The organism is Pseudomonas sp. Leaf59 (genome assembly GCF_920984685.1).
Lineage (GTDB): Bacteria > Pseudomonadota > Gammaproteobacteria > Pseudomonadales > Pseudomonadaceae > Aquipseudomonas.
In genome coordinates this window covers 1-22075 of sequence record NZ_CAKLBR010000001.1, presented here as the reverse complement: position 1 = coordinate 22075, position 22075 = coordinate 1, and the positions used below count along the sequence as shown (strand labels likewise).

Sequence of the window (22075 nt, the reverse complement as noted above, 5' to 3'; positions counted from 1 at the left end):
CTTTTTTCTGATTGGAGAACAGCCCCATGCGACCTCAAACCTCCTTTATTTTCGACCTCGACGGCACCCTCACCGACAGCGTTTACCAGAACGTAGCCGCCTGGAAAGAAGCCCTCGACGCCGAAGGCATCCCGCTGGCGATGTGGCGCATCCACCGCAGGATCGGCATGAGCGGCGGCCTGATGCTCAAGTCGTTGTCCCGCGAAACCGGGCTCGACATCAGCGAGCCCCAAGCCGAACGCCTGAGCAAACTGCATGCCGAGGCGTATGCGCGACTGCAGGGGCAGATCATCGCGCTGCCGGGCGCCGTCGCGCTGCTCGACCACCTCAGCCAGGCTGGCCTCAACTGGTGCATCGCCACCAGCGGCGGCCTGGACACCGCGAAAATCAACCTCAAGGCGCTGGAACTGGACATTGACGAGGTGAACATCATCACCCGTGACGATGTGAAGTACGGCAAGCCCGACCCGGACCTGTTTCTGGCCGCCGCGCGGCATATGAAGGTGCCGATCGACGAGTGCCTGGTGATCGGCGACGCCGTGTGGGACATGCTCGCCGCGCGGCGTGCCAAGGCCACCGGGATCGGCCTGCTGTCGGGGGGCTATGACATCGGCGAACTGGAACGTGCGGGCGCGCTGCGGGTTTACGAAGACCCGCAGGACCTGCTCGACCATCTCGATGAGGTCGCCTCACGCCCCTGAATGCCGCCCCGCAGTGCCTGGCAAAAAATCGGCCATCAACTTATTCGAGGTGATGCCGATGACCTGTCTGGCACTTCAGGGAGCAGCACCATGCGCAACAACCAGCCCGTAACACAGCGTGAGATTTCCCTCGCGCTGTCGCAGAAACTCATCTCCGCCACCGACACTCAGGGGATGATCACTTACTGCAACGACGCGTTCGTCGATATCAGCGGTTTTGACCGCGCCGATCTGATCGGCGCACCGCAGAACATCGTGCGTCACCCCGATGTCCCGCCGGCGGTGTTTGCGCACATGTGGCGCGCGCTCAAGCAAGGCCAGCCGTGGATGGGCATCGTCAAGAACCGTTCGAAAAACGGCGATCACTATTGGGTCAACGCTTACGTCACGCCGATATACGACGGCAGCCGCGTCGTCGGTTTCGAGTCGGTGCGGGTAAAACCCACCGCCGATGAAATCCGCCGCGCCCAGGCGCTGTACCAGCGGATCAGCCGAGGCAAACCCGGTGTACCGCGCCAGGATGCCTGGCTGCCGACGGCCGTGGCGTGCGTGCCGTACATGGCCACGGGCCTGGCCGGCAGCGTGGCCGGGATGTTTCTCGGCGCTCCGGTGGCGATTGCCGTTGCGCTGGCCGTGGCCGTGCCGGTGGGCGTGCTCTGCGCGCGCTGGCGCCAAGGCAGCACACTGCGCCTGCTGGCGGGTGTGGAACCGTCGACCTCGGATGCGTTGATCGCGCAGATGTACAGCGACGCGCGCGGGCCCCAGGCACGTCTGGAAACCGCGTTCCTCAGCCAGACCGCGCGCCTGAAAACCTGCCTGACGCGCCTGCAGGACAGCGCCGAGCAGCTCAGCGCCCTCGCCGGCCAGTCCGACCAGTTGGCCACTGCCAGCGCCCGGGGCCTGGACCGCCAGCGTGTCGAAACCGAACAGGTATCGGCAGCCGTCAACCAGATGGCCGCCACCACCCAGGAAGTCGCCAGCCACGTGCAACGCACCGCCGACGCCACCCAGCAGGCCAATGTGCTCACCGGTCGTGGTCGTGAAGTGGCGCGCGATACCCGCGAAGCCATCGAGCGTTTGTCCGCCGTGGTCGGCGAAACCGGCGCCACCGTGGCGCAGTTGGCCCGCGACAGCGACGAAATCGGCAGCGTGGTCGATGTGATCAAAGGCATTGCCGACCAGACCAACCTGCTGGCCCTCAACGCCGCCATCGAAGCGGCGCGCGCCGGCGAGCAAGGACGCGGCTTTGCCGTAGTGGCCGACGAAGTACGCCAGCTGGCGCAACGCACATCGCAATCCACCACGCAGATCCACGCCCTGATCACCCAGCTTCAGGCCTCGTCCAATAACGCGGTCAGCAGCATGCAGAACGGCCACCGCCAGGCCGAGGAAGGCGTGGCCCGGGTGCTCGAAGCCGACCAGGCGCTGGTCGGCATCAGCGAAGCGGTGGCCAATATCACCAACATGACCACCCAGATCGCCGCCGCCACCGAGGAGCAAAGCGCGGTCGCCGAAGAGATCAGCCGCAACATCACCACCATCGCCGAGCTGGCCGACCAGACCTCATTGCAGGCCCATCAATCCACCGACCTGAGCAAGGAACTGACCAACACCGCAGCCACGCAGTACGCGCTGGTTGAGCGGTTCAATCGCTGAGGCGCGGCTGAGGTAAAGCCCGCTGTGGGGGCCGGTCAGCAAGAACCTCAGGCGAGCGCATCCCCTGTGGCGAGCGGGCTTCTTGTGGCGAGCGGGCTTGCCCTGCGTTGGGCTGCGCAGCAGCCCCAAAACCTGTGTCTGCGGCGTATCTGGCACACCGCACTCGGCCTTGACGGGGGTGCTTCGCACCCCAACGCGGGGCAAGCCCTAATGCCAGTCAGTTAAGCGCAGATTCCCTGTGGCGAGCAGGCTTGTCCTGCGTTGGGCTGCGCAGCAGCCCCAAAACCAGACGCTGAGCCGTATCAGGTACACCGCGTGTCCCTTGATTGGGGGCGCTTCGCACCCCAACGCGGGGCAAGCCCGCTCGCCACAATAAGCTCGCTTGCCATGGAGTAGCCAGTTTGTCAGGCAGATCTTTTAATCCACCACAACTCGAAATTGCTGAGCTATGTTTCGCGACTGACAACCAAGGAATGTGCCATGGACCCGTTAGCCACAAACGCAGCATTGGTGATCATCGACATGCAGCAAGGCATGCACTCGCCAGCACTCGGGCGACGCAACAACCCCGACGCTGAATCAAACATCCAAACTTCGTCGAAGCCACCGCCCGCTCGGGCGGTAACCTGGGGTTCGACGTGACCGTGGTTTCGGACGCCTGTTACACCTTTGACCAGACCGACTTATCCGGGCGCCTCTGGCCCGCCGAAGATGTGCACGCCCTTTCGCTCAGCAACCTGGCGATGGACTACGCCACAATTGTGGCAACCGGTGAGATTCTGGCCATGCTTTAAAAAACGCCTGCCTGCACGAGCATGTCAGTAAGCCCCTCTGGTCATACCGTGTCTGGCGTCGATCGTAGTTCCTGCCGGCCAGTGCGCCGTCCTTGTGAACGAAGCGGAACAGCAGCACTGTTCGCGCCGGGCTGATCACCAGCAGGCGTGCGGCTTTGCGCTCACGCATTGGCCCGCGCCCTTTCGCCAAACCGCTCTACCAGTCTCACCAGATATCGAGCAGGTAGGTTGCGCGTGCCTCGGCGTCCAGATCATTGAGGCTGGCAACCACCGGGTCAGGCAACAACAAGCAATAGCCTGGCAAGAACTGCACATCGCCCATCACCGCCCAGCCCGAGGCCATGCGGCAAATGCCCTTATCGTTGGCACCATTGCGGGCCAGCGCTACGCGTTCCGTGATCAGTGGAATGCATTGTCCTTAATGAGAAAATACCGATGGCATCTTAACTGTGATAACACTGCGGGGCTCAGCACTTTCAACCTGGCGAGTAAGTTGGTGGAGAGCCTGGCCAATGCGACAAATGATTCGGGGCGGTTGGCGGGCCTGTCGCAGGAGCTGAATGGCTTGGTCGGCCTCTTCAAATCCTAGAGCAACACAAAGTCCAATATTCCACAGAGAAAACTGGAATGTTGTTTATTATTCAAAATCGAGCTTGAGACCTGTCAGATCTGACAGGTCTCAGGTTCCATGCCGAGTGCGAACATCCAGTCAGCCCAGTTATTTCGACTTGGCCGAAGCGCAACGGAGTTTGAGTCATGACCGAATTTATAATCGACGTCCGCGAAACTGATGAGTCTGATGAAGCTATACGTGACAAAACGACGAGAGTGCTCGCAAGAGAGGGGTACACCGTTGAGATATCAAAGGTGACGAAGAATGTTGGTAAACACTCGGCTACCGTTATCTATGAGTACAAACCAATTCCTGGTTATGTGATGTACGAACGCTAGCGACCCTTCGTGACATGAACATGGGTATCGGCTGCTGATGCTGTCAAAGACTGAATGTAGAGTGCTGAAATTCCGCGATCTGTTGCCACATCGCGACCGGGTTGGAATACATCGGAAAGTGTCCGCACCGGGCAATGGGCGCCAGGCGCACACCGTGGGCCTGGATATGGGGCAGGTACGACAGTGAGGCGTTCTGCTCGCCATACATGAACATCTTCGGGCACCGACTTTCCCGTGCTGCAAGGCATTCAGCACAGCGTGATCGACCCGGGCAAGGGCAACCTCGCCGACCCCAAGCGCTTTGGCACCGTGTATTACAACCTGGGCGTGGTCAACGGCATTCTCAACGTCGAAGCCGTGCGCCTGGCCCAGGAGAAATACGGCCACCAACCCCTGACCGGCGAGCAAGTGCGCTGGGGCTTCGAGCACCTGAACCTGGACGATGCGCGGTTGCAGGCGCTGGGCGCCAAGGGCCTGGTGCAGCCGCTGAAGCTGTCCTGCGCCGACCATGAAGGCGGCGGCGCAGTGCGCTTCCAACAATGGGACGGGCAGCGCTGGAACCTGATCAGCGACTGGGTGCAGGCCGACCGCGCGCTGTTGCGCCCCATCATCGAGGCCTCGGCGAAGCAGTACGCCAAGGAAAAAGGCATCACCCCGCGCGACTGCAGCCAGGCGCAATAAACGGGTGAAAAGAGCGCCAGGGAAGGCGCCACTCGGCAGCGACGAGTTGTACACAAAATAACGCTAAAGCTTTACCACCATCAGGCCGAAACAGTCAGTGAAATCAAGTCGCCGTGCCCACCCAGGGCAGACGATTTGGCCGCCCTCCCCGCTGATGGTCGTCTCCATGAAAATAAAGAACAAGCTGGTGCTCGCCTTCGTCTGCGTCGCTTTTATCCCGGTCAGCCTGGTCGCGGTGATCTCCGTCATGAACACGCGCACCGAGGCGGTCGATCAGTTCATCGATGGCAGCACCCGCGAGATTCGTCAGATTGACGGCAATATCCGGCAGTTCTTCGATGGCACGGTGCAGAACGTCGACCAAATGGCCGCCGATCCTGTATACACCTCTGTTGACACACTGAAGAACTACCAGGGCGCCGATGCGGCCAGCCAACCGATGCCGCCCCAGGCCCAGCGCGTGATCGAGCAGTTTGCGCGCTTTGGCACCACTCACCCGGCGGCGGCCATCTTGTCCATTGGCCTTGAGGACGGCACCTACGTCAAATGGCCTGACGATCCGCAACTGGCCAAATACGACCCGCGCGCCCGCCCGTGGTACAAGGCCGCCATGGCCAGCCCCGGCAAGACCGTGCGCACCCCGGCTTACTATTACGATAAAGATGACGTGGCGCTGGTGGGCACTGCGCGCACGTTGCTGGATAACGCCGGCAAGCCCAAGGGCGTGTTCGTGGTGAGTGTGTCGCTGAAGAATCTCACCGAGTTGCTCAAGAGCATCAAGCTGGGAGACAGCGGCTACGTGATGCTGATCGAAGACGGCGTGGTGCTGGTGGACCCGCGCGACGCCGCGCACAACTTCAAGCCGCTCAAGGACCTCGGCGCGCCGTACGCGCAGTTGGCCAACACCCCTCAGGGCTCCACCGAGGTGGTAATCGACGGCGTGCGCTACATGGCCAACATCTGGACCTCGCCTGGTCTGGGCTGGCGTTATGTGGGGCTGATTGAATACAACGAAGTGATGGCGGCCGCGACCCGCATGACTTACATCACGGCCGTGATCGTGGTGGTGCTGGTGCTGATCTTCGGGCTGCTCGCGGCGGCGTTTTCCAAGGTGATCGTCAAGCCGATCGGCCAGGTCAGCAGTGGCTTGCAGTCAATCGCCGAGGGCGAAGGCGACCTGCGCCATGACCTGCACGTGCAGGGCAAGGATGAAACCGCCGAACTGGCCGGCTGGTTCAACAAGTTTCTTGCCGCGATTCGCCATCTGATCCAGCGCATCGGGTCGGCATCGACCAATTTGCAGGACGCCTCACGGGTCAACAGCGAAGTGGCGCACAACATGAACGAAGCAGCCGGGCGCCAGCGCGAGGCTGTGGAGCTGGTATCGACCGCGTTCAATGAAATGGTCGCCACCGCCAACGAGGTGGCGCGTTCCTGCAGCGGCGCGGCCGAGTCGGCCGAAAACGGTCACCGCCGTGTCGCCGAGGGCAAACAGCAGATCGAAGTGACCACCGACAACGTCAACCGCCTGGGCCGGCGCCTGAGCGAATCGTCCCAGGCCATGGTCGAGCTGGAAGCCGGCAGCCGCAGCATCAACCAGATCCTCGGCACCATCCGCGCGATTGCCGAACAGACCAACCTGCTGGCGCTCAACGCCGCCATCGAAGCTGCCCGGGCGGGTGACCAGGGCCGTGGTTTTGCGGTGGTGGCCGACGAAGTGCGCGCGCTGGCCAAGCGCACGTCCGACTCCACCGGCGAAATCGAGCACCTGCTGGGCTCCCTCGGCAGCAAGACCGAGGAAGTCACGCAGAAGATGAACAGCTGCATGGACTTGTCCCGCGCCAGCGTGTCATCCATCGAAAGCGCGCGCGACAGCTTCGAAGGCATCCAGACCTCGGTCAACGAAATCCGCGACCAGAACCTGCAGATCTCCGCCGCCGCCGAAGAGCAACACAGCGTGGCCGAAGAGATCAATCGGCATATCCAGCAGATCTACGACGAAGCACGGCTGGTGGAAAGCCTGGCCCATTCGGCGCAGGACGACTCGGGGCGGTTGTCGCAACTGTCGGACGAGTTGAATGGGTTGGTGGGGCGGTTCAAGTCCTAGGGACTGATTAACCGTTTGTATAGAGCGAACCCTTGTGGCGAGCGGGCTTGCCCCGCGTTGGGGTGCGAAGCGCCCCCTCTCAATGAAGTACGCCGCCGGCGGGTCAGGTACCGCGGGCAGTCGGGGCTGGGGGGCTGCTGCGCAGCCCAACGCGGGGCAAGCCCGCTCGCCACAGGAATGTGGCTGCCTGAAACTTCAGGTTTAAAATCAATAAGTTATTTTGTGTTTGATAAGAGCTGCGGTGCGACGATTCGACTTGCCCGCGAAAGCGGTGGGTCTTCAACATCAATGTTTGCTGGGCCGACGCCATCGGGAGCAAGCCCCCTCCCACATTTTTTACAGCGTTCGGCAGACCATTTCGGTCGGCTCTCAGGCCGCCACGCTCCAAAGCCTGCGTGAGGGCACACCGAGCCCAGGCGAGGTGCCGAGTGTTGGGGCAAGAGCGTTTTGCTTACTTTTGCGCTTTTCAAAAGTGAGCCGCCGTAAGGGCGGAACCCTAAGCCGCCGTTACCGCACAACCGATATGTACACCGAAAAGTCGCACCGCTCGTTGCTTCGAGCATCACGTTGGCTTAACTGAACGGCATTAGGGCAAGCTCGCTAGCCACAACACGCCCGCTCCGCACTGAGAAGCTGTGTCAGCTGGAGGCCGCTGAGCTTTTTTTGAAATGCTCGTAAAACGCCAGCGCAGCCACATTCTTGTCCTTGGCTTCGAGCATGATGTCGAAACGATCAAAAAACTGCAGCGCGTAATCGTTGGTCCAGCGGTTCCACATTTGCGCGCTGTGGGCGTACAGGTCGCGCTTGGAGACCACCTTCAGCAAGGCATCCATTTCCAGTTTGTGCTCGGCGTCAAAGCCCATTTCCTGCAATACCTCCTGGGGCTGGGAGTAATGCAGGGTCGGGCGCACGCCGCGCCAGCTTTCGATCACGCGGGCAACCCGTGGCGAATCGGGGTCGATGTAGTCGTTTTCGTTGATCCAGCAGTGGTGAATATCCAGCACCACGGGCGCCAGGTCGGCCACTTGCAGGCAGTGATCGAGGCCGTAGGTCTTTTCGTCGTTTTCGAACGTAATGCAGTTGCGCGCCACTTCCGATAAACGCGACCACACCGCGCGCGTGCCCGCCACGCCCAGGCGACCGGCGATGTGCACGTTGCATTTGAGGTCCTGGAAGCGCCGGCCATAGCCCGTCATGCGGATCATGTCGGCGTGGTATTCGAATTCGGCCAGGCTGTTTTCCACCACGCCGGGGTTTTCCGAGCCGAGCACGCAGTACTGGCCGGGATGGAATGACAAACGAATGTCAGACGCGCGCGCCAGGTCGCCGATGGCGGCAAAACCTTCGAGCAATTGGCTGGCAATGGCCGGGTCCTGGTAGAAGACGGCGACTTTCGGGTGGCTGTAGAACGGCAGCAGGTCGCTGCTCAAGCGCAGCATGCGCAGGGTCGGTGGCAGGTCGGCAACGTAGGCCAGCAGACGCAGTTGGGCCGCCAGGTTATGGGTGACTACCTCGACCAGCTTGGCGCGGGCGACCTCTGGCGCCACCCCGTCCATCCAGCGCAACGTGGTGGTACGCGGGTTGTACGGGCCTTCGATCAACTTGAGGGCGCTGTTGGACAGCAAGCGTTCTGGGTGCCGGTACTGGCACGCGAAACCGATGCGAGGGTGGGTCATGGAAGGGCCTGGCGTGGGAGTATTGAGCGGGATTGTAAGGTGTTGGGCCGGCGGCTGACCCTGGCGGTTCATAATATTTAGACACGAGATGCGCTGAACTTTCTGACAAACGCTGCGTTCCTTTCCTATGCGCTGCCCCGAACCTGGGGCGTTGTACAACAAGGAGCCGTTCCCCCATGACTACCCTTCCCGCGTATCAACGCATCACCCCCGGGCCGCTGCATGCGACCTTGCTCGCCGGCACCGTGCCGCTGTTTCTCGGCGCCCTGCTCAGTGACATCGCCTACACCCAGACTTTCCAGATTCAGTGGGCCAACTTTGCCTCCTGGCTGATCGCCGGTGCGCTGTTGTTCTGCGGTTTGGCGCTGTTGTGCGCGCTGGTCAACCTGGTACGCGCCGAGCGCAAGGCCGGGGCACCGCTGCTGTACGTTTTGCTGTTGCTGGCCACCTGGGTCCTGGGCCTGGTCAATGCCTTCCAACACGCCAAGGATGCCTACGCCGCCATGCCCGCCGGCCTGGTGCTGTCGGCCATCGTGCTGCTGCTGACCCTGGCGGCAACCTGGACTGGCCTGCGCGCCGGAGGTAGCAAATGAAAACGTCCCACACCCTCACCTTATTGAGCGCCGCACTGCTGCTGGCTGCCTGCGGTGGCGAAGGCGACAAGACCCAGGCCCGTGGCCCGGATCCCAAGTTGCCGGAACAGCAAAGCAGCCTGCTGCCGAGCATGAAGATTGCCGAGCCGACCCCCTGGGGCGACCGCAAGCCCACGGTGCCCGAAGGCTTCAGTGTGACCGCCATTGCCACCGACCTGGCGATCCCGCGCCAGACCCTGGTGCTGCCCAACGGTGACATTCTGGTGGCCGAAGGTCGCGGTGGCAGCGCCGCCAAGCTCAAGCCCAAGGACGTGATCGCCAGCCTGATCAAGGCCGAAGGCAACACCAAGGTGAAGAGCGGCAACCGCATCACCCTGCTGCGCGATGCAGACGGCGATGGCAAGTACGAACTCAAGACCGTGTTTGCCGACAACCTCAACGCGCCCTACGGCTTGGCCTTCGCCAACGGCAAGCTCTATGTGGCCAATCAGGATGCGCTGGTGAGCTTCGACTATGCCGACGGCCAGACCAAAGCCAGCGGCGCACCGACCAAGGTCACCGACCTGCCGGCGCAGATCAATCATCACTGGACCAAGTCCCTGGCCGTGAGCGAGGACGGGCGCCAGCTCTACGTGGGCATCGGCTCCAACAGCAATGTGACCGAACGTGGCATGGAAGTGGAGATCGACCGCGCGATGGTCTGGCAGATCGACGCCGCCACTGGCGCGCACAAGCCTTACGCCACCGGCCTGCGCAACCCGACCGCGCTGACCATTCAACCGGGTTCCGGGCAATTGTGGACGGTGGTCAACGAGCGCGACGAACTGGGCCCGGACCTGGTGCCGGATTACCTGACCTCGGTGCGTGAAGGCGCCTTCTACGGCTGGCCCTACAGTTATTGGGGGCAGAACGTCGACCCAAGGGCGCAACCGCAAAACCCGGCCAAGGTGGCCGCTGCGATCAAGCCGGATTACAGCCTCGGCTCCCACGTGGCGGCGCTGGGCGTGGACTTTTCCATCCCGGCCATGGGCGCCAGGTTTGCCGACGGCGTATTCGTGGGCGAACACGGCAGCTGGAACCGTCCCAACCCGGTGGGCTACAAAGTGATCTTCGTGCCGTTCAGCAATGGCAAGCCGGCTGGCGAGCCGATTGATTTCGCCACCGGCTTTCGCGGCGATGACGGCAAGACCCGCGGCCGCCCGGTGGGCGTGACGGTTGACCCCAAAGGCGCGCTGATCATTGCCGATGACCTGGCCAATACCATTTGGCGAGTCACGCGCAACCCGTAACCTGGTCTGATAACGGCGATCAACATGTGGGAGGGGGCTTGCTCCCGATGGCAGTGTTTCAGTCAACATCTGCATTGACTGACCCACCGCCATCGGGAGCAAGCCCCCTTCCACACTTGATCGCCGCCGCTTTTAGAGGTCCGTGATTTCCTTGTGGCGCGGCACCAGCGTCTTCATCACGCTCCATGCCACCAGGTACGCCAGGGCGCAGATCGCGAACATGATCATGTAGCCGGTGTGGATGTCATTGATCGACTTGTAATAGTCGAACACCCAGCCGCCGATCTTGGTCATCACCACACCGCCCAGGCCGCCGGCCATGCCGCCGATGCCGACCACCGAGGCCACGGTCTTCTGCGGAAACATGTCGGACACGGTGGTGAAGATGTTGCACGACCACGCCTGGTGCGCCGACGCGCCCACGCCAATCAGCAATACCGGTATCCAGAAGCTGATGTAGCCCAGCGGCTGCGCCAGCAATACCACCAGCGGAAACAGTGCGATCACCAGCATGGCTTTCATGCGGCCGTCGTAAGGTGCGTCGCCTCGGGCCATGAAGTAGCTGGGGAACCAGCCGCCGCCGATGCTGCCGACCATGGTCATGCTGTACAGCACGGCCAGCGGCATCACGATATCCGCACCTTTCATGCCGTACTGCGCCGACAGGTACGTGGGCAACCAGAACAGGAAGAACCACCACACGCCGTCGGTCATGAACTTGCCGAAGGCGAAGGCCCAGGTCTGGCGGTAGGTGAGCAATTTGAACCACGAGACTTTCTTCGCGACGCTGCCGGCAGGCGCCGGGGTGAGCGGCTGTGCGGTCTGGTCACTGCGGATGTAGGCCAGCTCTTCGGCCGACAGGCGTTTTTGTTGGTCCGGCTTCTCATACACGGCGGCCCAGATCGCCACCCACACGAAACCGAGCATGCCGATCACCATGAAGGCCGCCTCCCAGCCCCACATGCCGGCAATCAGTGGCACGCAGATCGGCGCCAGGATCGCGCCCACGTTGGCACCCGAGTTGAAGATACCGGTGGCGAACGAGCGCTCCTTTTTCGGAAAGTATTCGGCGGTGGCCTTGATGGCGATCGGGAAGTTACCCGCCTCGCCAATCGCCAGCACCGCACGCGCCAGCATGAAACCGGCAATCGACACCGGGATCACCGCCAGACCGATTGCGCCGCTGACCGCCGCAATCCCCTCACCCATCGGCACCGCGAACGCGTGCAGGATGGCACCGCTGGACCAGATGCCGATGGCGATGACGTAAGCCGCCTTGGTGCCGATCCTGTCGACAAAACGCCCGGCAAACAGCATGGAAATCGCGTAGACAAACTGGAACACCGCCGCGATGTTGGCGTAGTCGGTGTTGCTCCAGCCAAATTGCGTCGACAACTGCGGCGCCAGCAGGCTGAGCACCTGGCGGTCGAGGTAGTTGACGGTGGTGGCGAAGAACAGCATCGCACAGATGGTCCAGCGGTAATTGCCGACCGCCTGGCCGACACGATGGGCACTGATGGGCTCGTTCAGATTCATGGCATCACTTTTTTTATTTTTGTTAGATAGGACATATGTAACGTCATATGTCGTCGTACAACTGTGGCTTTTATATCGGGACGGCTACAGGGTGTCAATCTGAAATATTGCCGATTGGGCAAGGATTTAAAGGGGTATGAAAAACGGCAGCCGCAACAGGTTGTAGGATGACAGCCGCGCATCACTCGATGGCCTTCTCGCCTGCAGGCGGAAAAGGCAAAAAAATATGCAACAAGGTGAATTATTTCGTGTCCGCGTGTATCTGAAGCAGCACAGCGGTGCCACTGCAACGATGGCACTCCCCCTGTTCTGTTTAGAGTGGCCTGCATGAAACTACGTAAGAAAAGCGTCAAACCCATCGGTTTGAAAGACATCACCATTGTCGACGATGCCAAGATGCGCAAGGCGATCACCGCCGCCGCACTGGGTAACGCCATGGAATGGTTCGACTTTGGCGTGTATGGGTTCGTCGCCTATGTGCTCGGCAAGGTGTTCTTCCCGGATGCCTCCCCCAGCGTGCAAATGATCGCAGCCCTGGCCACGTTCTCCGTTCCCTTCCTGATTCGTCCACTGGGTGGCCTGTTCTTCGGCGCACTGGGTGACAAATACGGGCGACAGAAAGTCCTCGCCGCCACCATCGTGATCATGTCCCTGAGCACGTTCGCCATCGGCCTGATTCCCGGTTATGCCTCCATCGGCATCTGGGCACCGATCCTGCTGCTGCTCTGCAAAATGGCCCAGGGCTTCTCGGTGGGCGGTGAATACACCGGCGCGTCGATCTTCGTCGCCGAATATGCTCCTGACCGCAAGCGTGGCTTCCTCGGCAGTTGGCTGGACTTCGGCTCGATTGCCGGTTTCGTGCTGGGCGCGGGCGTGGTGGTGTTGATTTCCACCGTACTGGGTGAGGCGGACTTCGAAGCCTGGGGCTGGCGTCTGCCGTTCTTCCTGGCCCTGCCCCTGGGCATGATCGGCCTCTACCTGCGCCATGCGCTGGAAGAAACCCCGGCCTTTCAACAGCACGTCGACAAGCTCGAACAGGGCGACCGCGAAGGCCTGACCCATGGCCCCAAAGTGTCGTTCAAGGAGATCGCTACCAAGCACTGGCGCAGTTTGCTGACCTGCATCGGTATCGTCGCGGCCACCAACGTGACGTACTACATGCTGCTCACCTACATGCCCAGCTACCTGTCGCATAACCTGCACTACGCCGAAAACAGCGGCGTGCTGATCATCATCGCAATCATGGTGGGCATGCTGTTCGTGCAGCCGTTCATCGGCTTTGTCAGCGACAAGATCGGCCGCAAGCCCTTCATCATCGCCGGCAGCATCGGCCTGCTGTTGCTGTCGATCCCCGCGTTCATGCTGATCACCAGCGGCAAGACCGGGCTGATTTTCGCCGGCCTGTTGATCCTCGCGGTGGTGCTGAACTTCTTTATCGGCGTGATGGCTTCCACCTTGCCGGCGATGTTCCCCACTCACCTGCGCTACAGCGCCCTGGCCAGTGCGTTCAACGTGTCAGTACTGATCGCGGGGGTTACCCCGACGGCGGTGGCCTGGCTGGTGGAAAGCACCAACAACCTGTTCATGCCCGCGTACTACCTGATGGTGTTCGCGGTAATCGGCCTGATCACCGGTCTGACCATGAAGGAAACCGCCAACAAGCCCCTGCGCGGCGCGGCGCCCGCGGCTTCGGACATGGAAGAAGCCAAGGAACTGTTGCAGGAACATCACGATAATATCGAGCAGAAGATCGAAGATATCGATGCCGAGATCGCCGCACTGGAAGCCAAGCGCAACAATCTGGTACAACAGCATCCACGCATCAACTAGTACCTGCCTGCACGTGGCGGCCTCGGTCGCCACGTCTTTGGAGTGTTCCAAATGGTTCCAAGCGTCATCGCCCCACAATCATTGCTCAGCGCGGACGAGCGCGCTGCCATTGCCGAAATCGAAGCCACCACCAGCATCCTGCAACTGGTCACCCGCCTGACCGGCATGCGCTTTGCCGGGATCGCCAAGTTCACCGACGTCGAGTGGGTGGTCTGTTCGGTCTACGACCCTTCGGGAATGGGCATCAACGCCAACGACGTGCTGGACCTGGAAACCACCCTGTGCAGCGAATTCTGCGTCAACCCTAATACCCTGTTCATCCCGCAAGTGAGCAAGAGCGGCCGTTTCGCGGTACGCCCGGTGGTCAAGCAGTTCGACATTGAAAGCTACGCCGGCGCGCCGATCTTCCTCCCCGATGGCCGTCTCTACGGTGCCCTGTGCGCCCTGGATTCGCGCGCAATGCTGTTTGAAGACCCCAACCTGCCGGAAACCCTGAGCCTGTTCGCACGCTTGATCGGCTGCATTTTCTACGCAAACCTGTCGGTGTCCGAGCAGTAACGGAATGCCTGCAGCACAGGCCTCGAAACAATTAGAAATGAGCTGCCAGCTGAAGTACTGTCAGCCCCTGTTAGCTGCCTTGTATGGAATGCCTGCATGTCGACCGTCACCGTCACACCCTCCGCTGCCGCCCCTGCGCCCCAGATAAGCCCGTTGGTCATGCGCGTGTTGGGCGCCTGCGCCCTCGCCCACCTGATCAACGACCTGATCCAGGCCGTGCTGCCGTCGATCTACCCGATGCTCAAGGCCAACTACGGGCTGAGCTTCACCCAGGTCGGCCTGATCACCCTCACGTTCCAGCTCACCGCCTCGCTGCTGCAACCCTGGATCGGCTACCACACCGACCGTCACCCCAAGCCCTGGCTGCTGCCGGCCGGCATGGTGTGCACCCTGGTCGGTATCCTGATGCTGGCGTTTGTCGGCAGCTTCCCCGCCATCCTGATGGCGGCGGCGCTGGTGGGCGTTGGCTCGTCGACCTTCCACCCGGAAACGTCCCGCGTCGCGCGCCTGGCCTCGGGCGGACGCTACGGCCTGGCGCAATCGACCTTCCAGGTGGGCGGCAACACCGGCAGCGCTTTCGGCCCGTTGCTGGCGGCGGCGATCATCATTCCCTACGGCCAGACCCATATCGCCTGGTTCGGCCTGTTTGCCGTGTTCGCCATTCTGGTGCTGTACGGCCTGAGCCGCTGGTACCGCAACCACCTCAACCTGTTCAAGCTCAAGCAAGGCGGCAAAGCCACCCACGGCCTGTCCAAAGGCCGCGTGACCTTTGCCCTGGTGGTGCTGGCGGTGCTGGTGTTTTCCAAATACTTCTACATGACCAGCCTGACCAGCTACTTCACCTTTTACCTCATCGAAAAATTCCAGCTGTCGGTGTCCAGCTCGCAGATGTACCTGTTTCTGTTCCTCGGCGCCGTCGCCGTGGGCACCTTCGCCGGCGGCCCGATTGGCGACAAGATCGGGCGCAAGAAAGTCATCTGGTTCTCGATCCTCGGCGCGGCGCCGTTCACCCTCGCCCTGCCCTACGTCGACCTGTTCTGGACTGCCGTGCTCAGCGTGGTGATCGGTTTCGTGCTCGCCTCGGCCTTCTCGGCCATCGTGGTGTTCGCCCAGGAGCTGGTGCCGGGCAATGTGGGAATGATCGCCGGGGTGTTCTTCGGGCTGATGTTTGGTTTCAGCGGGATCGGCGCGGCGTTGCTGGGCTTGCTCGCGGACAATCACGGTATCGAGTACGTGTACAAGATCTGCTCGTTCCTGCCGCTGGTGGGCATCCTGACGATCCTGTTGCCGTCGACCAAAGGCGTTTGATGAACCGGCTATCTGATATCACTGAGCCATCACTCTGAAAGCTCCGAAAAACCTGCGTGTGCGCTTACAATCGCGTTTTTAAACGCACATCCAGGCAACCCCGGCACCAACATGACGCTCGACCCTCCTACGATTCTGGCACTGACCGTTGCCCTGGCAGCCGCTGCCGCCCTTTACCTTGCGATTGAATGGCACAGCGTGCGCGAACCCTCGCTGTTGTTCTGGGCCAGCGGTTTCGCCACCATCGGCGTCGGTTCCACCCTGGCCTTGCTGCGCATCAACGGTTTTTTAATGATCGGCATCTGGCTCGCCAATGGCATGCTGGTGAGCGCGCACGTGCTGTTTCTGCTTGGCGTTGCACGGTTTACTCAGGTAAAGCTTTCGCGGGCCTGGTTGCTGATGCTTGTGGTGTGGTTCGGCATGCTGGCGCTGCCCGCCGACCTGCCCTGGTCCAAGGCCATGCTGGGCGTGCAGTCGCTGCTGGTGGCGCTGCCGACGCTGCGGGCGAGCTACCTGCTGCGGCCCCACGGCAGCTCGTTGAGCATCGGCGCGGTACAGCTGCGCTACGTGCTGCGGTTTCACGGCGGCTTTTATGTGGTCAAGGCGCTGTCGGTGTTGATACCGGGCGCGCTGATCGACCTGGCTTCGTTCAAGGGCGAGATCATCCAGATTTCCCTGGTGGAAGGCGCCATGGCGATCATGCTGATTGCGCTGTCGATGACCGGCTCCGAGCGCCATCGCCGCGAACAGCAGATCGCCCGGCTCGCCGCCCGTGACCCGCTGACCGCCCTCTACAATCGCCGCGCCCTGGAACTGCGGGCACCGCGTCTGCTGGCCAAGGTGTCGTCCACGCAACCCGGGGCGCTGCTGCTGATCGACATCGACAACTTCAAGCTGGTCAACGACCTCTACGGCCATACCGCCGGCGACCGCCTGCTGATCGACCTCAGCGAACTGATCCGCAGCGCGACGCCCCAGGGCGCGCTGTCGGCCCGCCAGGGCGGCGATGAGTTCGTAATCCTGCTGAGCAACACCTCCACGCAGCAGATCATCGAACTGGGCAGTCACCTGCGCGAGCAATTCCAGCAACGCGCCGCGCAAGCCTTCACCACGCCCGCACCGGTCACCTTGAGCATCGGCGCCAACCTGTTCGACCAGCCACCTGCCTCGCTGGCGGCGGTGATCGAACTGGGCGACACCGCGCTTTACGAAACCAAGCGCGGCGGGCGTGACAGCCTGCAACTGGTAGACCGCACCGGCGCGGGCGGCCTGCGCTAGCGTCGTGAAAATCCATTTACGACGATGTAGAGCAACGGCCCCACCGACACGAACAGTGCCGTCAACAAAAAGTACGGCAGCAGTGAGACAACCGAGCGCCCTCGCCCTTTGGCATCGCGGTACATCCACACACAGGCCAGCGCCGCCATCAGGTACAGGTCAATCACCACCTGGGCGGTGTCCGGGCGCGACATCAACTCGCGCCCGAAGGCCAGCAGCGATTGCTCGGCGGTTAACATCGTCGCCACGGTGTACAACGAAAACCCGACCAGAGCGATCAGGGCAATATAGGGTCTTGGCATCTTCTCCTCCTTGGAGCGTGAATCATCAAAGCGCTCACCTTAGCAGCAAGCTGGCACTGTGAAATATCTGTACGTAGACTGCCGCCATACCCCCACGTGAAGGCGGCGAAAAAAATCTGATGCAAGTTACCGAAGTCTCGATTGCCCAATTGCGCGCTGCGCTTGAGTCCGGCCAGACCACTGCCGTTGAACTGGTCAAGGCGTACCTGGCGCGGATCGATGCCTATGACGGCCCGCACACCGCCACCGCGTTGAACGCCGTGGTGGTGCGCAACCCTGATGCGCTCGACGAAGCCAAGGCGTCCGATGCGCGCCGGGCCAGGGGTGAAACACTCGGGCCGCTGGATGGCATTCCCTATACCGCCAAAGACAGTTATCTGGTCAAGGGCCTGACCGCTGCATCCGGCAGCCCGGCGTTTGCCAGGCTGGTCGCCCAGCGTGACGCCTTTACCATTGAACGGCTGCGTGGCGGTGGCGCCATCTGCCTGGGCAAGACCAACATGCCGCCGATGGCCAATGGCGGTATGCAGCGCGGCGTGTATGGCCGTGCCGAGAGCCCGTACAACGCCGATTACCTGACGGCGCCTTTTGCGTCCGGCTCGTCCAACGGTGCCGGCACGGCCACGGCGGCGAGCTTTGCAGCGTTCGGGCTGGCCGAGGAAACCTGGTCGAGCGGGCGTGGCCCGGCGTCGAACAATGGCCTGTGCGCCTACACGCCGTCGCGCGGGGTGATTTCGGTGCGCGGTAACTGGCCGCTGACCCCGACCATGGACGTGGTGGTGCCCTTCGCGCGCACCATGGCCGACCTGCTGGAAGTGCTCGACGTGGTGGTGGCCGAAGACCCCGACACCCGTGGCGACCTGTGGCGTCTGCAACCGTGGGTACCGATCCCAAGCGTCAGCGCGGTGCGCCCGGCGTCCTACGCGGCACTCGCTACCGACAGCGCCGCCCTCGCCGGCAAACGCTTTGGCGTGCCGCGCATGTACATCAATGCCGACCCCGAGGCCGGCACCAGTGAAAAACCCGGCATCGGCGGCCCGACCGGGCAGAAGATCAACACCCGCGCATCGGTGATCGACCTGTGGCACGCAGCACGCCAGGCGCTGGAAGCGGCTGGAGCCGAAGTGATCGATGTGGATTTCCCGCTGGTGTCCAACTGCGAAGGCGACCGCCCCGGCGCGCCGACCGTGTTTACCCGTGGCCTGGTATCCGAGGCATTTCTGCACGATGAGTTGTGGGAACTGTCGGCCTGGGGCTTTGATGACTTCCTGCGCGCCAACGGCGATCCGGCGCTCAACCGCCTGGCCGATGTGGACGGCCCGCAGATTTTCCCCCACGACCCCGGCACCCTGCCCAACCGCGAAGACGACCTGGCCGCCGGCATGGACGAATACGTGCGCATGGCCCAGCGCGGCATCACGCCCTGGAACGAAATCGCGACCTTGCCCGATGGCCTGCGCGGTCTGGAACACACGCGCCGGGTAGACCTGGAAGACTGGATGGACGCACGCGGACTCGACGCCGTGCTGTTCCCCACCGTGGCCGACGTGGGCCCGGCGGATGCCGACGTGAACGAAGCGTCCGCCGATCTCGCCTGGAGCAACGGCGTGTGGGTGGCCAACGGCAACCTTGCCATCCGCCACCTGGGCGTGCCCACCGTCACCGTGCCGATGGGCGTGATGGCGGACATCGGCATGCCGGTCGGCCTGACCTTTGCCGGCCGCGCCTACGACGACTCGGCGCTGCTGCGCTTTGCTGCGGCGTATGAAGCCACCGGCAGCAAACGCCTGGTGCCGCCGCGTACTCCGCCGCTGGCGACTGAATGACAGGCTGAATGCAAATTCGAGGATCGCGAAACGCCCCGTGGCGAGCGGGCTTGCCCCGCGTTGGGATGCGGAGCAGCCCCAAAACCAGCCCCAGGGAGTGCCTGATACAGCGCATTTGTCTTTACTGGGGCTGCTTCGCAGCCCAACGCGGGGCAAGCCCGCTCGCCACAAGAGCCCTGTTTACCAGGGTTTAGCTGCTGCGCTTTGCTGCGGCGTATGAAGCCACCGGCAGCCGTCGCCCGGTGCCGCCGCGTACTCCGCCGCTGGCGACTGAATGACAGGCTGAATGCAAATTCGAGGATCGCGAAACGCCCCGTGGCGAGCGGGCTTGCCCCGCTTTGGGGTGCGGAGCAGCCCCAAAACCAGTCCCAGGGAGTGCCTGATACAGCGCATTTGTCTTTACTGGGGCTGCTTCGCAGCCCAACGCGGGGCAAGCCCGCTCGCCACAAGCAAGCCCGCTCGCCACAAGAGCCCTGTTTGCAGAGGTTTAAACGTCGGCTTGCCGGCGTTGCCACTCGTCCACCGCATCCCCCAGTGTCTTGGGCGTGCCGTTGCGGATCCAGGCCATGAACGGCCGATCAAACTTGAACGCCGTACCACACTGCTCAAGCATGAATCGGCGTACGTTCTGAGTGTTCTTGTAGCCTGAGGTGACAGGCGTGGCGCGGGTAAGTCGGTCGCTGTGCCAGTTAAATTCCATTCAGGCTCTCGCAGGCGTCGGGTGATTGGGCATCAGCATAGTCCTTTCAAGATATTTCAAAAATTCACTTTCCTTCGCTTTCGAATCTATTGCATGGTTGTACGACAACTCACCTGGTGAGCGTGCGCCCCCACAACAATAAGGAACCCCCATGCAAAAATTCAAAGTGCTGATCGGTTTTCTGTGCCTGTTCGCCGGCTACGTCGCCGCTACGCCTGCCCCTGCCGAAAAAGAGGTTGCCCAGGCCGTCGATCAACTGACCCAGGCCATGCTGCACCTGGACCTCAAGCAGCTCAACGCGCTGACCTCCGATAACCTCACCTACGGCCACTCCAGCGGCAAGGTGCAGACCAAGGCGCAATTTATCGCCGACCTGGAAAACCACGTCAGCGCGTTCAAGACCCTCGAAATGCAGAACCAGACCATCACCCTGAACGGTGACACCGCCCTGGTGCGCAATCACTTTCACGCCCTGGCAGTGAACAGCGGCGTCGACGTGCCGACCGATATCGACAACTTCCAGGTCTGGCAGAAGCAGAAAGGCAAGTGGCTGTTGATCGGTCGTCAGGCTTACAAGTACTGATTGGGCGCACACCGACACGAATCCAGGCGGCGGCCCGCCTTGGTCTATAGTGCTTGCCATCGCCAATCGAGGAGTGCACCGATGACTCGTCTCACCGCCAAAGACTTTGCCCCCGAACTGCTGGAACTCTACGACGGCTACGCCCATGGCAAGCTCAACCGGCGCGAGTTTCTCGACCGCGCCGCGCTGTTCACCTTCGGCGGCCTGACCGCTTCGGCGCTGCTCGCGGCGCTGAGCCCCAACTATGCGTTGGCCGAGCAGGTGAAATTCACCGACCCGGACATTGTGGCCGACTACATCACCTACCCCTCACCCAAGGGCAACGGCACGGTGCGCGGCTACCTGGTGCGCCCTGCGAAAGCTGCAGGCAAGTTGCCGGCGGTGGTGGTGGTTCACGAAAACCGAGGCCTCAACCCCTACATCGAAGACGTCGCCCGACGTCTGGCCAAGGCCGGTTTTATCGCCCTGGCGCCCGATGGCCTGACCTCCGTGGGCGGCTACCCCGGCAACGATGAAAAAGGCGTGGCGCTGCAACAAACCGTCGATCCGACCAAGCTGATGAACGACTTCTTCGCCGCCATCGAATGGCTGATGCACCACGACAGCAGCACCGGCAAGGTCGGCATCACCGGTTTCTGCTACGGCGGCGGCGTGACCAATGCGGCGGCGGTGGCCTACCCGGAACTGGGCGCCGCCGTGTCGTTCTACGGACGCCAGCCCGAGGCAAGGGATGTGCCGCGCATCAAGGCGCCGCTCATGCTGCATTACGGCGAGCTGGATACGCGGATCAACGAAGGCTGGCCGGCCTATGAACAGGCGCTCAAAGCGGCCGGCACGCATTACGAGGCGTTCATCTACAAGGGCGCCAACCACGGCTTTCACAACGACTCGACGCCACGGTACGACGAAGCGGCGGCGAACCTGGCGTGGGAGCGCACCCTGGGCTGGTTCAATAAATACCTGGCCTGATCAGTGTTCCAGCGCATACCGCCGGCAATGGTCGAGGTAGCCCTGCTCGTGGCTGCCCACCAGTTGCACCACGCTGGTCCATAACCAGGACGGTGCATCCAGCTGCCGTGAGCGGTTCTCCTGCAACATGGCCATCCAGTGCCTGCGCGTCGCCCGATCCATTTGCCGGGCATGGGCGATGCCAACCACGCGCGCCAGGTAACCGGCGGCGTGCATGGCGTCGATCTCACTCAATTCGTCCAGCTCCAGCTTCATGTCCTGGGGCAGCAGCTCGCGGATGAAAAAACCATGGTCCAGAAAACGCGTCGCCAACATGCGCTCACCCAACCCCGGTGACAGCTGACGGGCGCCCTCCACCACGCGCCGGCCGTTGTCCCGTGGCATTTTTGCGCGGGCTGCGCGCGGTGCCGCTGCGCCGACCGCCTCCTTGATGTCGATCAGGCAGTATTCCTGATCGTCCTTGTCGCCAACGCGCAACAGCGCCGCGTAACGCAGCAGGCCGAGCGAGCTGCAACCCTTGACCCAATAGGCCGAGTCCATCAATTCGACCTTGGCGTCCTTGGGCCGTCCCTTGAGCGAGGTCACCAGGTGATGCAGCTCATCGGAGCCGTGTCCCGTCCTGAATAAGGTTTACACCTTCTGACCTTTCTTCAGGAGGACTCAATGGATACGGGAAAAAGGCGCAGCCAACGCGATTACACGCTAGCTTTTAAATTGTCGGTCGTAGACCAAGTCGA

General features: G+C 62.1%; 17 protein-coding genes and 9 pseudogenes. 18 read left to right on the top strand and 8 right to left on the bottom strand.

Translation table 11 applies throughout. The annotated features are described in order from the left end of the window. Nucleotides 1–26 precede the first annotated feature (26 nt). The 4 genes and pseudogenes from LUB09_RS00115 (at nucleotide 27) to LUB09_RS00105 (ending at nucleotide 3151) form a co-directional block, all read left to right on the top strand. Nucleotides 27–701 carry an HAD family hydrolase gene (locus LUB09_RS00115; RefSeq protein ID WP_231421163.1) on the top strand — a complete coding sequence of 225 codons (675 nt, stop codon included), beginning with the start codon at nucleotides 27–29 and terminating at the stop codon, nucleotides 699–701. Further along, nucleotides 702–1064 (top strand): annotated as a pseudogene (locus LUB09_RS23945) (PAS domain-containing protein); the annotation flags it as partial. Between the two features lie 195 nt (nucleotides 1065–1259). Next, nucleotides 1260–2357 carry a methyl-accepting chemotaxis protein gene (locus LUB09_RS00110; RefSeq protein WP_416195173.1) on the top strand — a complete coding sequence of 366 codons (1098 nt, stop codon included), beginning with the start codon at nucleotides 1260–1262 and terminating at the stop codon, nucleotides 2355–2357. A 480-nt stretch (nucleotides 2358–2837) separates the two neighbouring features. Continuing rightward, nucleotides 2838–3151, top strand: a pseudogene (locus LUB09_RS00105) (hypothetical protein). A gap of 64 nt (nucleotides 3152–3215) precedes the next feature. Here the strand turns inward: LUB09_RS00105 and LUB09_RS00100 are convergent. Then, nucleotides 3216–3320 (bottom strand): annotated as a pseudogene (locus LUB09_RS00100) (DNA mismatch repair protein MutT); the annotation flags it as partial. Nucleotides 3321–3362: 42 nt separating this feature from the next. Next, nucleotides 3363–3560, bottom strand: a pseudogene (locus LUB09_RS00095) (hypothetical protein); the annotation flags it as partial. 347 nt (nucleotides 3561–3907) lie between these two features. On the opposite strand from LUB09_RS00095, the gene LUB09_RS00090 reads away from it, so the two are divergent. Next, on the top strand, nucleotides 3908–4102 hold the full coding sequence (locus tag LUB09_RS00090) for a hypothetical protein (protein WP_231421161.1): 195 nt from the start codon (nucleotides 3908–3910) through the stop codon (nucleotides 4100–4102). 43 nt (nucleotides 4103–4145) lie between these two features. Here the strand turns inward: LUB09_RS00090 and LUB09_RS00085 are convergent. Continuing rightward, nucleotides 4146–4325 (bottom strand): annotated as a pseudogene (locus LUB09_RS00085) (alpha/beta fold hydrolase); the annotation flags it as partial. On the opposite strand from LUB09_RS00085, the pseudogene LUB09_RS00080 reads away from it, so the two are divergent. The 3 genes and pseudogenes from LUB09_RS00080 to LUB09_RS23935 all read left to right on the top strand — a co-directional run. After that, nucleotides 4319–4783, top strand: a pseudogene (locus tag LUB09_RS00080) (ABC transporter substrate-binding protein); the annotation flags it as partial. The pseudogenes LUB09_RS00085 and LUB09_RS00080 overlap by 7 nt on opposite strands. Nucleotides 4784–4937: 154 nt before the next feature. Beyond that, nucleotides 4938–6032: pseudogene (locus LUB09_RS23940) on the top strand (cache domain-containing protein); the annotation flags it as partial. A 90-nt stretch (nucleotides 6033–6122) separates the two neighbouring features. Further along, complete coding sequence (locus LUB09_RS23935; protein ID WP_413469471.1) at nucleotides 6123–6890, top strand: methyl-accepting chemotaxis protein; 768 nt, start codon at nucleotides 6123–6125, stop codon at nucleotides 6888–6890. A gap of 638 nt (nucleotides 6891–7528) precedes the next feature. Here LUB09_RS23935 and LUB09_RS00070 read toward each other — a convergent pair. Next, a complete protein-coding gene (locus LUB09_RS00070) occupies nucleotides 7529–8566 on the bottom strand; it encodes a UV damage endonuclease UvsE (protein ID WP_231421160.1) in 1038 nt (345 codons plus the stop codon). Nucleotides 8567–8742: 176 nt separating this feature from the next. Here LUB09_RS00070 and LUB09_RS00065 point away from each other — a divergent pair, with 176 nt between their 5' ends. Both LUB09_RS00065 and LUB09_RS00060 read left to right on the top strand, forming a co-directional pair. Next, complete coding sequence (locus tag LUB09_RS00065; protein WP_231421159.1) at nucleotides 8743–9159, top strand: DUF2231 domain-containing protein; 417 nt, start codon at nucleotides 8743–8745, stop codon at nucleotides 9157–9159. After that, complete coding sequence (locus LUB09_RS00060) at nucleotides 9156–10448, top strand: PQQ-dependent sugar dehydrogenase (RefSeq protein WP_209981661.1); 1293 nt, start codon at nucleotides 9156–9158, stop codon at nucleotides 10446–10448. Before LUB09_RS00065 ends, LUB09_RS00060 begins: the two co-directional genes overlap by 4 nt. Nucleotides 10449–10580: 132 nt before the next feature. On the opposite strand, the gene LUB09_RS00055 is transcribed toward LUB09_RS00060, so the two are convergent. Beyond that, nucleotides 10581–11984 (bottom strand): MFS transporter, encoded by a 1404-nt coding sequence (locus LUB09_RS00055; protein ID WP_209981658.1) that lies wholly within the window; start codon nucleotides 11982–11984, stop codon nucleotides 10581–10583. A gap of 327 nt (nucleotides 11985–12311) precedes the next feature. Here LUB09_RS00055 and proP point away from each other — a divergent pair, with 327 nt between their 5' ends. The 4 genes from proP (at nucleotide 12312) to LUB09_RS00035 (ending at nucleotide 16958) form a co-directional block, all read left to right on the top strand. Then, the gene (proP, locus tag LUB09_RS00050; protein WP_209981655.1) at nucleotides 12312–13814 is read left to right on the top strand and encodes a glycine betaine/L-proline transporter ProP; all 1503 of its coding nucleotides are present in this window, start codon (nucleotides 12312–12314) and stop codon (nucleotides 13812–13814) included. 51 nt (nucleotides 13815–13865) lie between these two features. After that, the gene (locus tag LUB09_RS00045) at nucleotides 13866–14372 is read left to right on the top strand and encodes a GAF domain-containing protein (protein WP_231421158.1); all 507 of its coding nucleotides are present in this window, start codon (nucleotides 13866–13868) and stop codon (nucleotides 14370–14372) included. A 96-nt stretch (nucleotides 14373–14468) separates the two neighbouring features. Further along, on the top strand, nucleotides 14469–15680 hold the full coding sequence (locus LUB09_RS00040; RefSeq protein ID WP_231421157.1) for an MFS transporter: 1212 nt from the start codon (nucleotides 14469–14471) through the stop codon (nucleotides 15678–15680). A 111-nt stretch (nucleotides 15681–15791) separates the two neighbouring features. Beyond that, nucleotides 15792–16958 (top strand): GGDEF domain-containing protein, encoded by a 1167-nt coding sequence (locus tag LUB09_RS00035; RefSeq protein WP_231421156.1) that lies wholly within the window; start codon nucleotides 15792–15794, stop codon nucleotides 16956–16958. Here the strand turns inward: LUB09_RS00035 and LUB09_RS00030 are convergent. Next, complete coding sequence (locus LUB09_RS00030; protein ID WP_231421155.1) at nucleotides 16955–17260, bottom strand: DUF2834 domain-containing protein; 306 nt, start codon at nucleotides 17258–17260, stop codon at nucleotides 16955–16957. The two genes, LUB09_RS00035 and LUB09_RS00030, sit on opposite strands and share 4 nt — an antisense overlap. A 116-nt stretch (nucleotides 17261–17376) precedes the next feature. Here LUB09_RS00030 and LUB09_RS00025 point away from each other — a divergent pair, with 116 nt between their 5' ends. Then, nucleotides 17377–19086 carry an amidase gene (locus LUB09_RS00025; protein WP_231421397.1) on the top strand — a complete coding sequence of 570 codons (1710 nt, stop codon included), beginning with the start codon at nucleotides 17377–17379 and terminating at the stop codon, nucleotides 19084–19086. Nucleotides 19087–19280: 194 nt separating this feature from the next. Beyond that, nucleotides 19281–19364 (top strand): annotated as a pseudogene (locus LUB09_RS23930) (hypothetical protein); the annotation flags it as partial. A gap of 209 nt (nucleotides 19365–19573) precedes the next feature. On the opposite strand, the gene LUB09_RS00020 reads toward LUB09_RS23930, so the two are convergent. Further along, nucleotides 19574–19786, bottom strand: a complete 213-nt coding sequence (locus LUB09_RS00020; RefSeq protein WP_209981647.1) for a DUF6434 domain-containing protein — start codon at nucleotides 19784–19786, stop codon at nucleotides 19574–19576. 151 nt (nucleotides 19787–19937) lie between these two features. On the opposite strand from LUB09_RS00020, the gene LUB09_RS00015 reads away from it, so the two are divergent. After that, a complete protein-coding gene (locus tag LUB09_RS00015) occupies nucleotides 19938–20369 on the top strand; it encodes a nuclear transport factor 2 family protein (protein ID WP_209981645.1) in 432 nt (143 codons plus the stop codon). 81 nt (nucleotides 20370–20450) lie between these two features. Then, entirely contained in the window at nucleotides 20451–21338 is an 888-nt protein-coding gene (gene yghX / locus LUB09_RS00010; protein ID WP_231421154.1) for a YghX family hydrolase, read from the top strand. On the opposite strand, the pseudogene LUB09_RS00005 reads toward yghX, so the two are convergent. Continuing rightward, nucleotides 21339–21944 (bottom strand): annotated as a pseudogene (locus LUB09_RS00005) (DUF2252 family protein); the annotation flags it as partial. It lies immediately after the preceding gene. Nucleotides 21945–22075: the final 131 nt, after the last annotated feature.

What these genes read in the sequence shown, in the direction of transcription:
- LUB09_RS00115 (WP_231421163.1), top strand. Translation starts at nt 27, where the DNA reads ATGCGACCTCAAACCTCCTTTATTTTCGACCTCGACGGCACCCTCACC.
- LUB09_RS00110 (WP_416195173.1), top strand. Translation starts at nt 1,260, where the DNA reads ATGGCCACGGGCCTGGCCGGCAGCGTGGCCGGGATGTTTCTCGGCGCT.
- LUB09_RS00090 (WP_231421161.1), top strand. Translation starts at nt 3,908, where the DNA reads ATGACCGAATTTATAATCGACGTCCGCGAAACTGATGAGTCTGATGAA.
- LUB09_RS23935 (WP_413469471.1), top strand. Translation starts at nt 6,123, where the DNA reads ATGAACGAAGCAGCCGGGCGCCAGCGCGAGGCTGTGGAGCTGGTATCG.
- LUB09_RS00070 (WP_231421160.1), bottom strand. Translation starts at nt 8,566, where the DNA reads ATGACCCACCCTCGCATCGGTTTCGCGTGCCAGTACCGGCACCCAGAA.
- LUB09_RS00065 (WP_231421159.1), top strand. Translation starts at nt 8,743, where the DNA reads ATGACTACCCTTCCCGCGTATCAACGCATCACCCCCGGGCCGCTGCAT.
- LUB09_RS00060 (WP_209981661.1), top strand. Translation starts at nt 9,156, where the DNA reads ATGAAAACGTCCCACACCCTCACCTTATTGAGCGCCGCACTGCTGCTG.
- LUB09_RS00055 (WP_209981658.1), bottom strand. Translation starts at nt 11,984, where the DNA reads ATGAATCTGAACGAGCCCATCAGTGCCCATCGTGTCGGCCAGGCGGTC.
- proP (WP_209981655.1), top strand. Translation starts at nt 12,312, where the DNA reads ATGAAACTACGTAAGAAAAGCGTCAAACCCATCGGTTTGAAAGACATC.
- LUB09_RS00045 (WP_231421158.1), top strand. Translation starts at nt 13,866, where the DNA reads ATGGTTCCAAGCGTCATCGCCCCACAATCATTGCTCAGCGCGGACGAG.
- LUB09_RS00040 (WP_231421157.1), top strand. Translation starts at nt 14,469, where the DNA reads ATGTCGACCGTCACCGTCACACCCTCCGCTGCCGCCCCTGCGCCCCAG.
- LUB09_RS00035 (WP_231421156.1), top strand. Translation starts at nt 15,792, where the DNA reads ATGACGCTCGACCCTCCTACGATTCTGGCACTGACCGTTGCCCTGGCA.
- LUB09_RS00030 (WP_231421155.1), bottom strand. Translation starts at nt 17,260, where the DNA reads ATGCCAAGACCCTATATTGCCCTGATCGCTCTGGTCGGGTTTTCGTTG.
- LUB09_RS00020 (WP_209981647.1), bottom strand. Translation starts at nt 19,786, where the DNA reads ATGGAATTTAACTGGCACAGCGACCGACTTACCCGCGCCACGCCTGTC.
- LUB09_RS00015 (WP_209981645.1), top strand. Translation starts at nt 19,938, where the DNA reads ATGCAAAAATTCAAAGTGCTGATCGGTTTTCTGTGCCTGTTCGCCGGC.
- yghX (WP_231421154.1), top strand. Translation starts at nt 20,451, where the DNA reads ATGACTCGTCTCACCGCCAAAGACTTTGCCCCCGAACTGCTGGAACTC.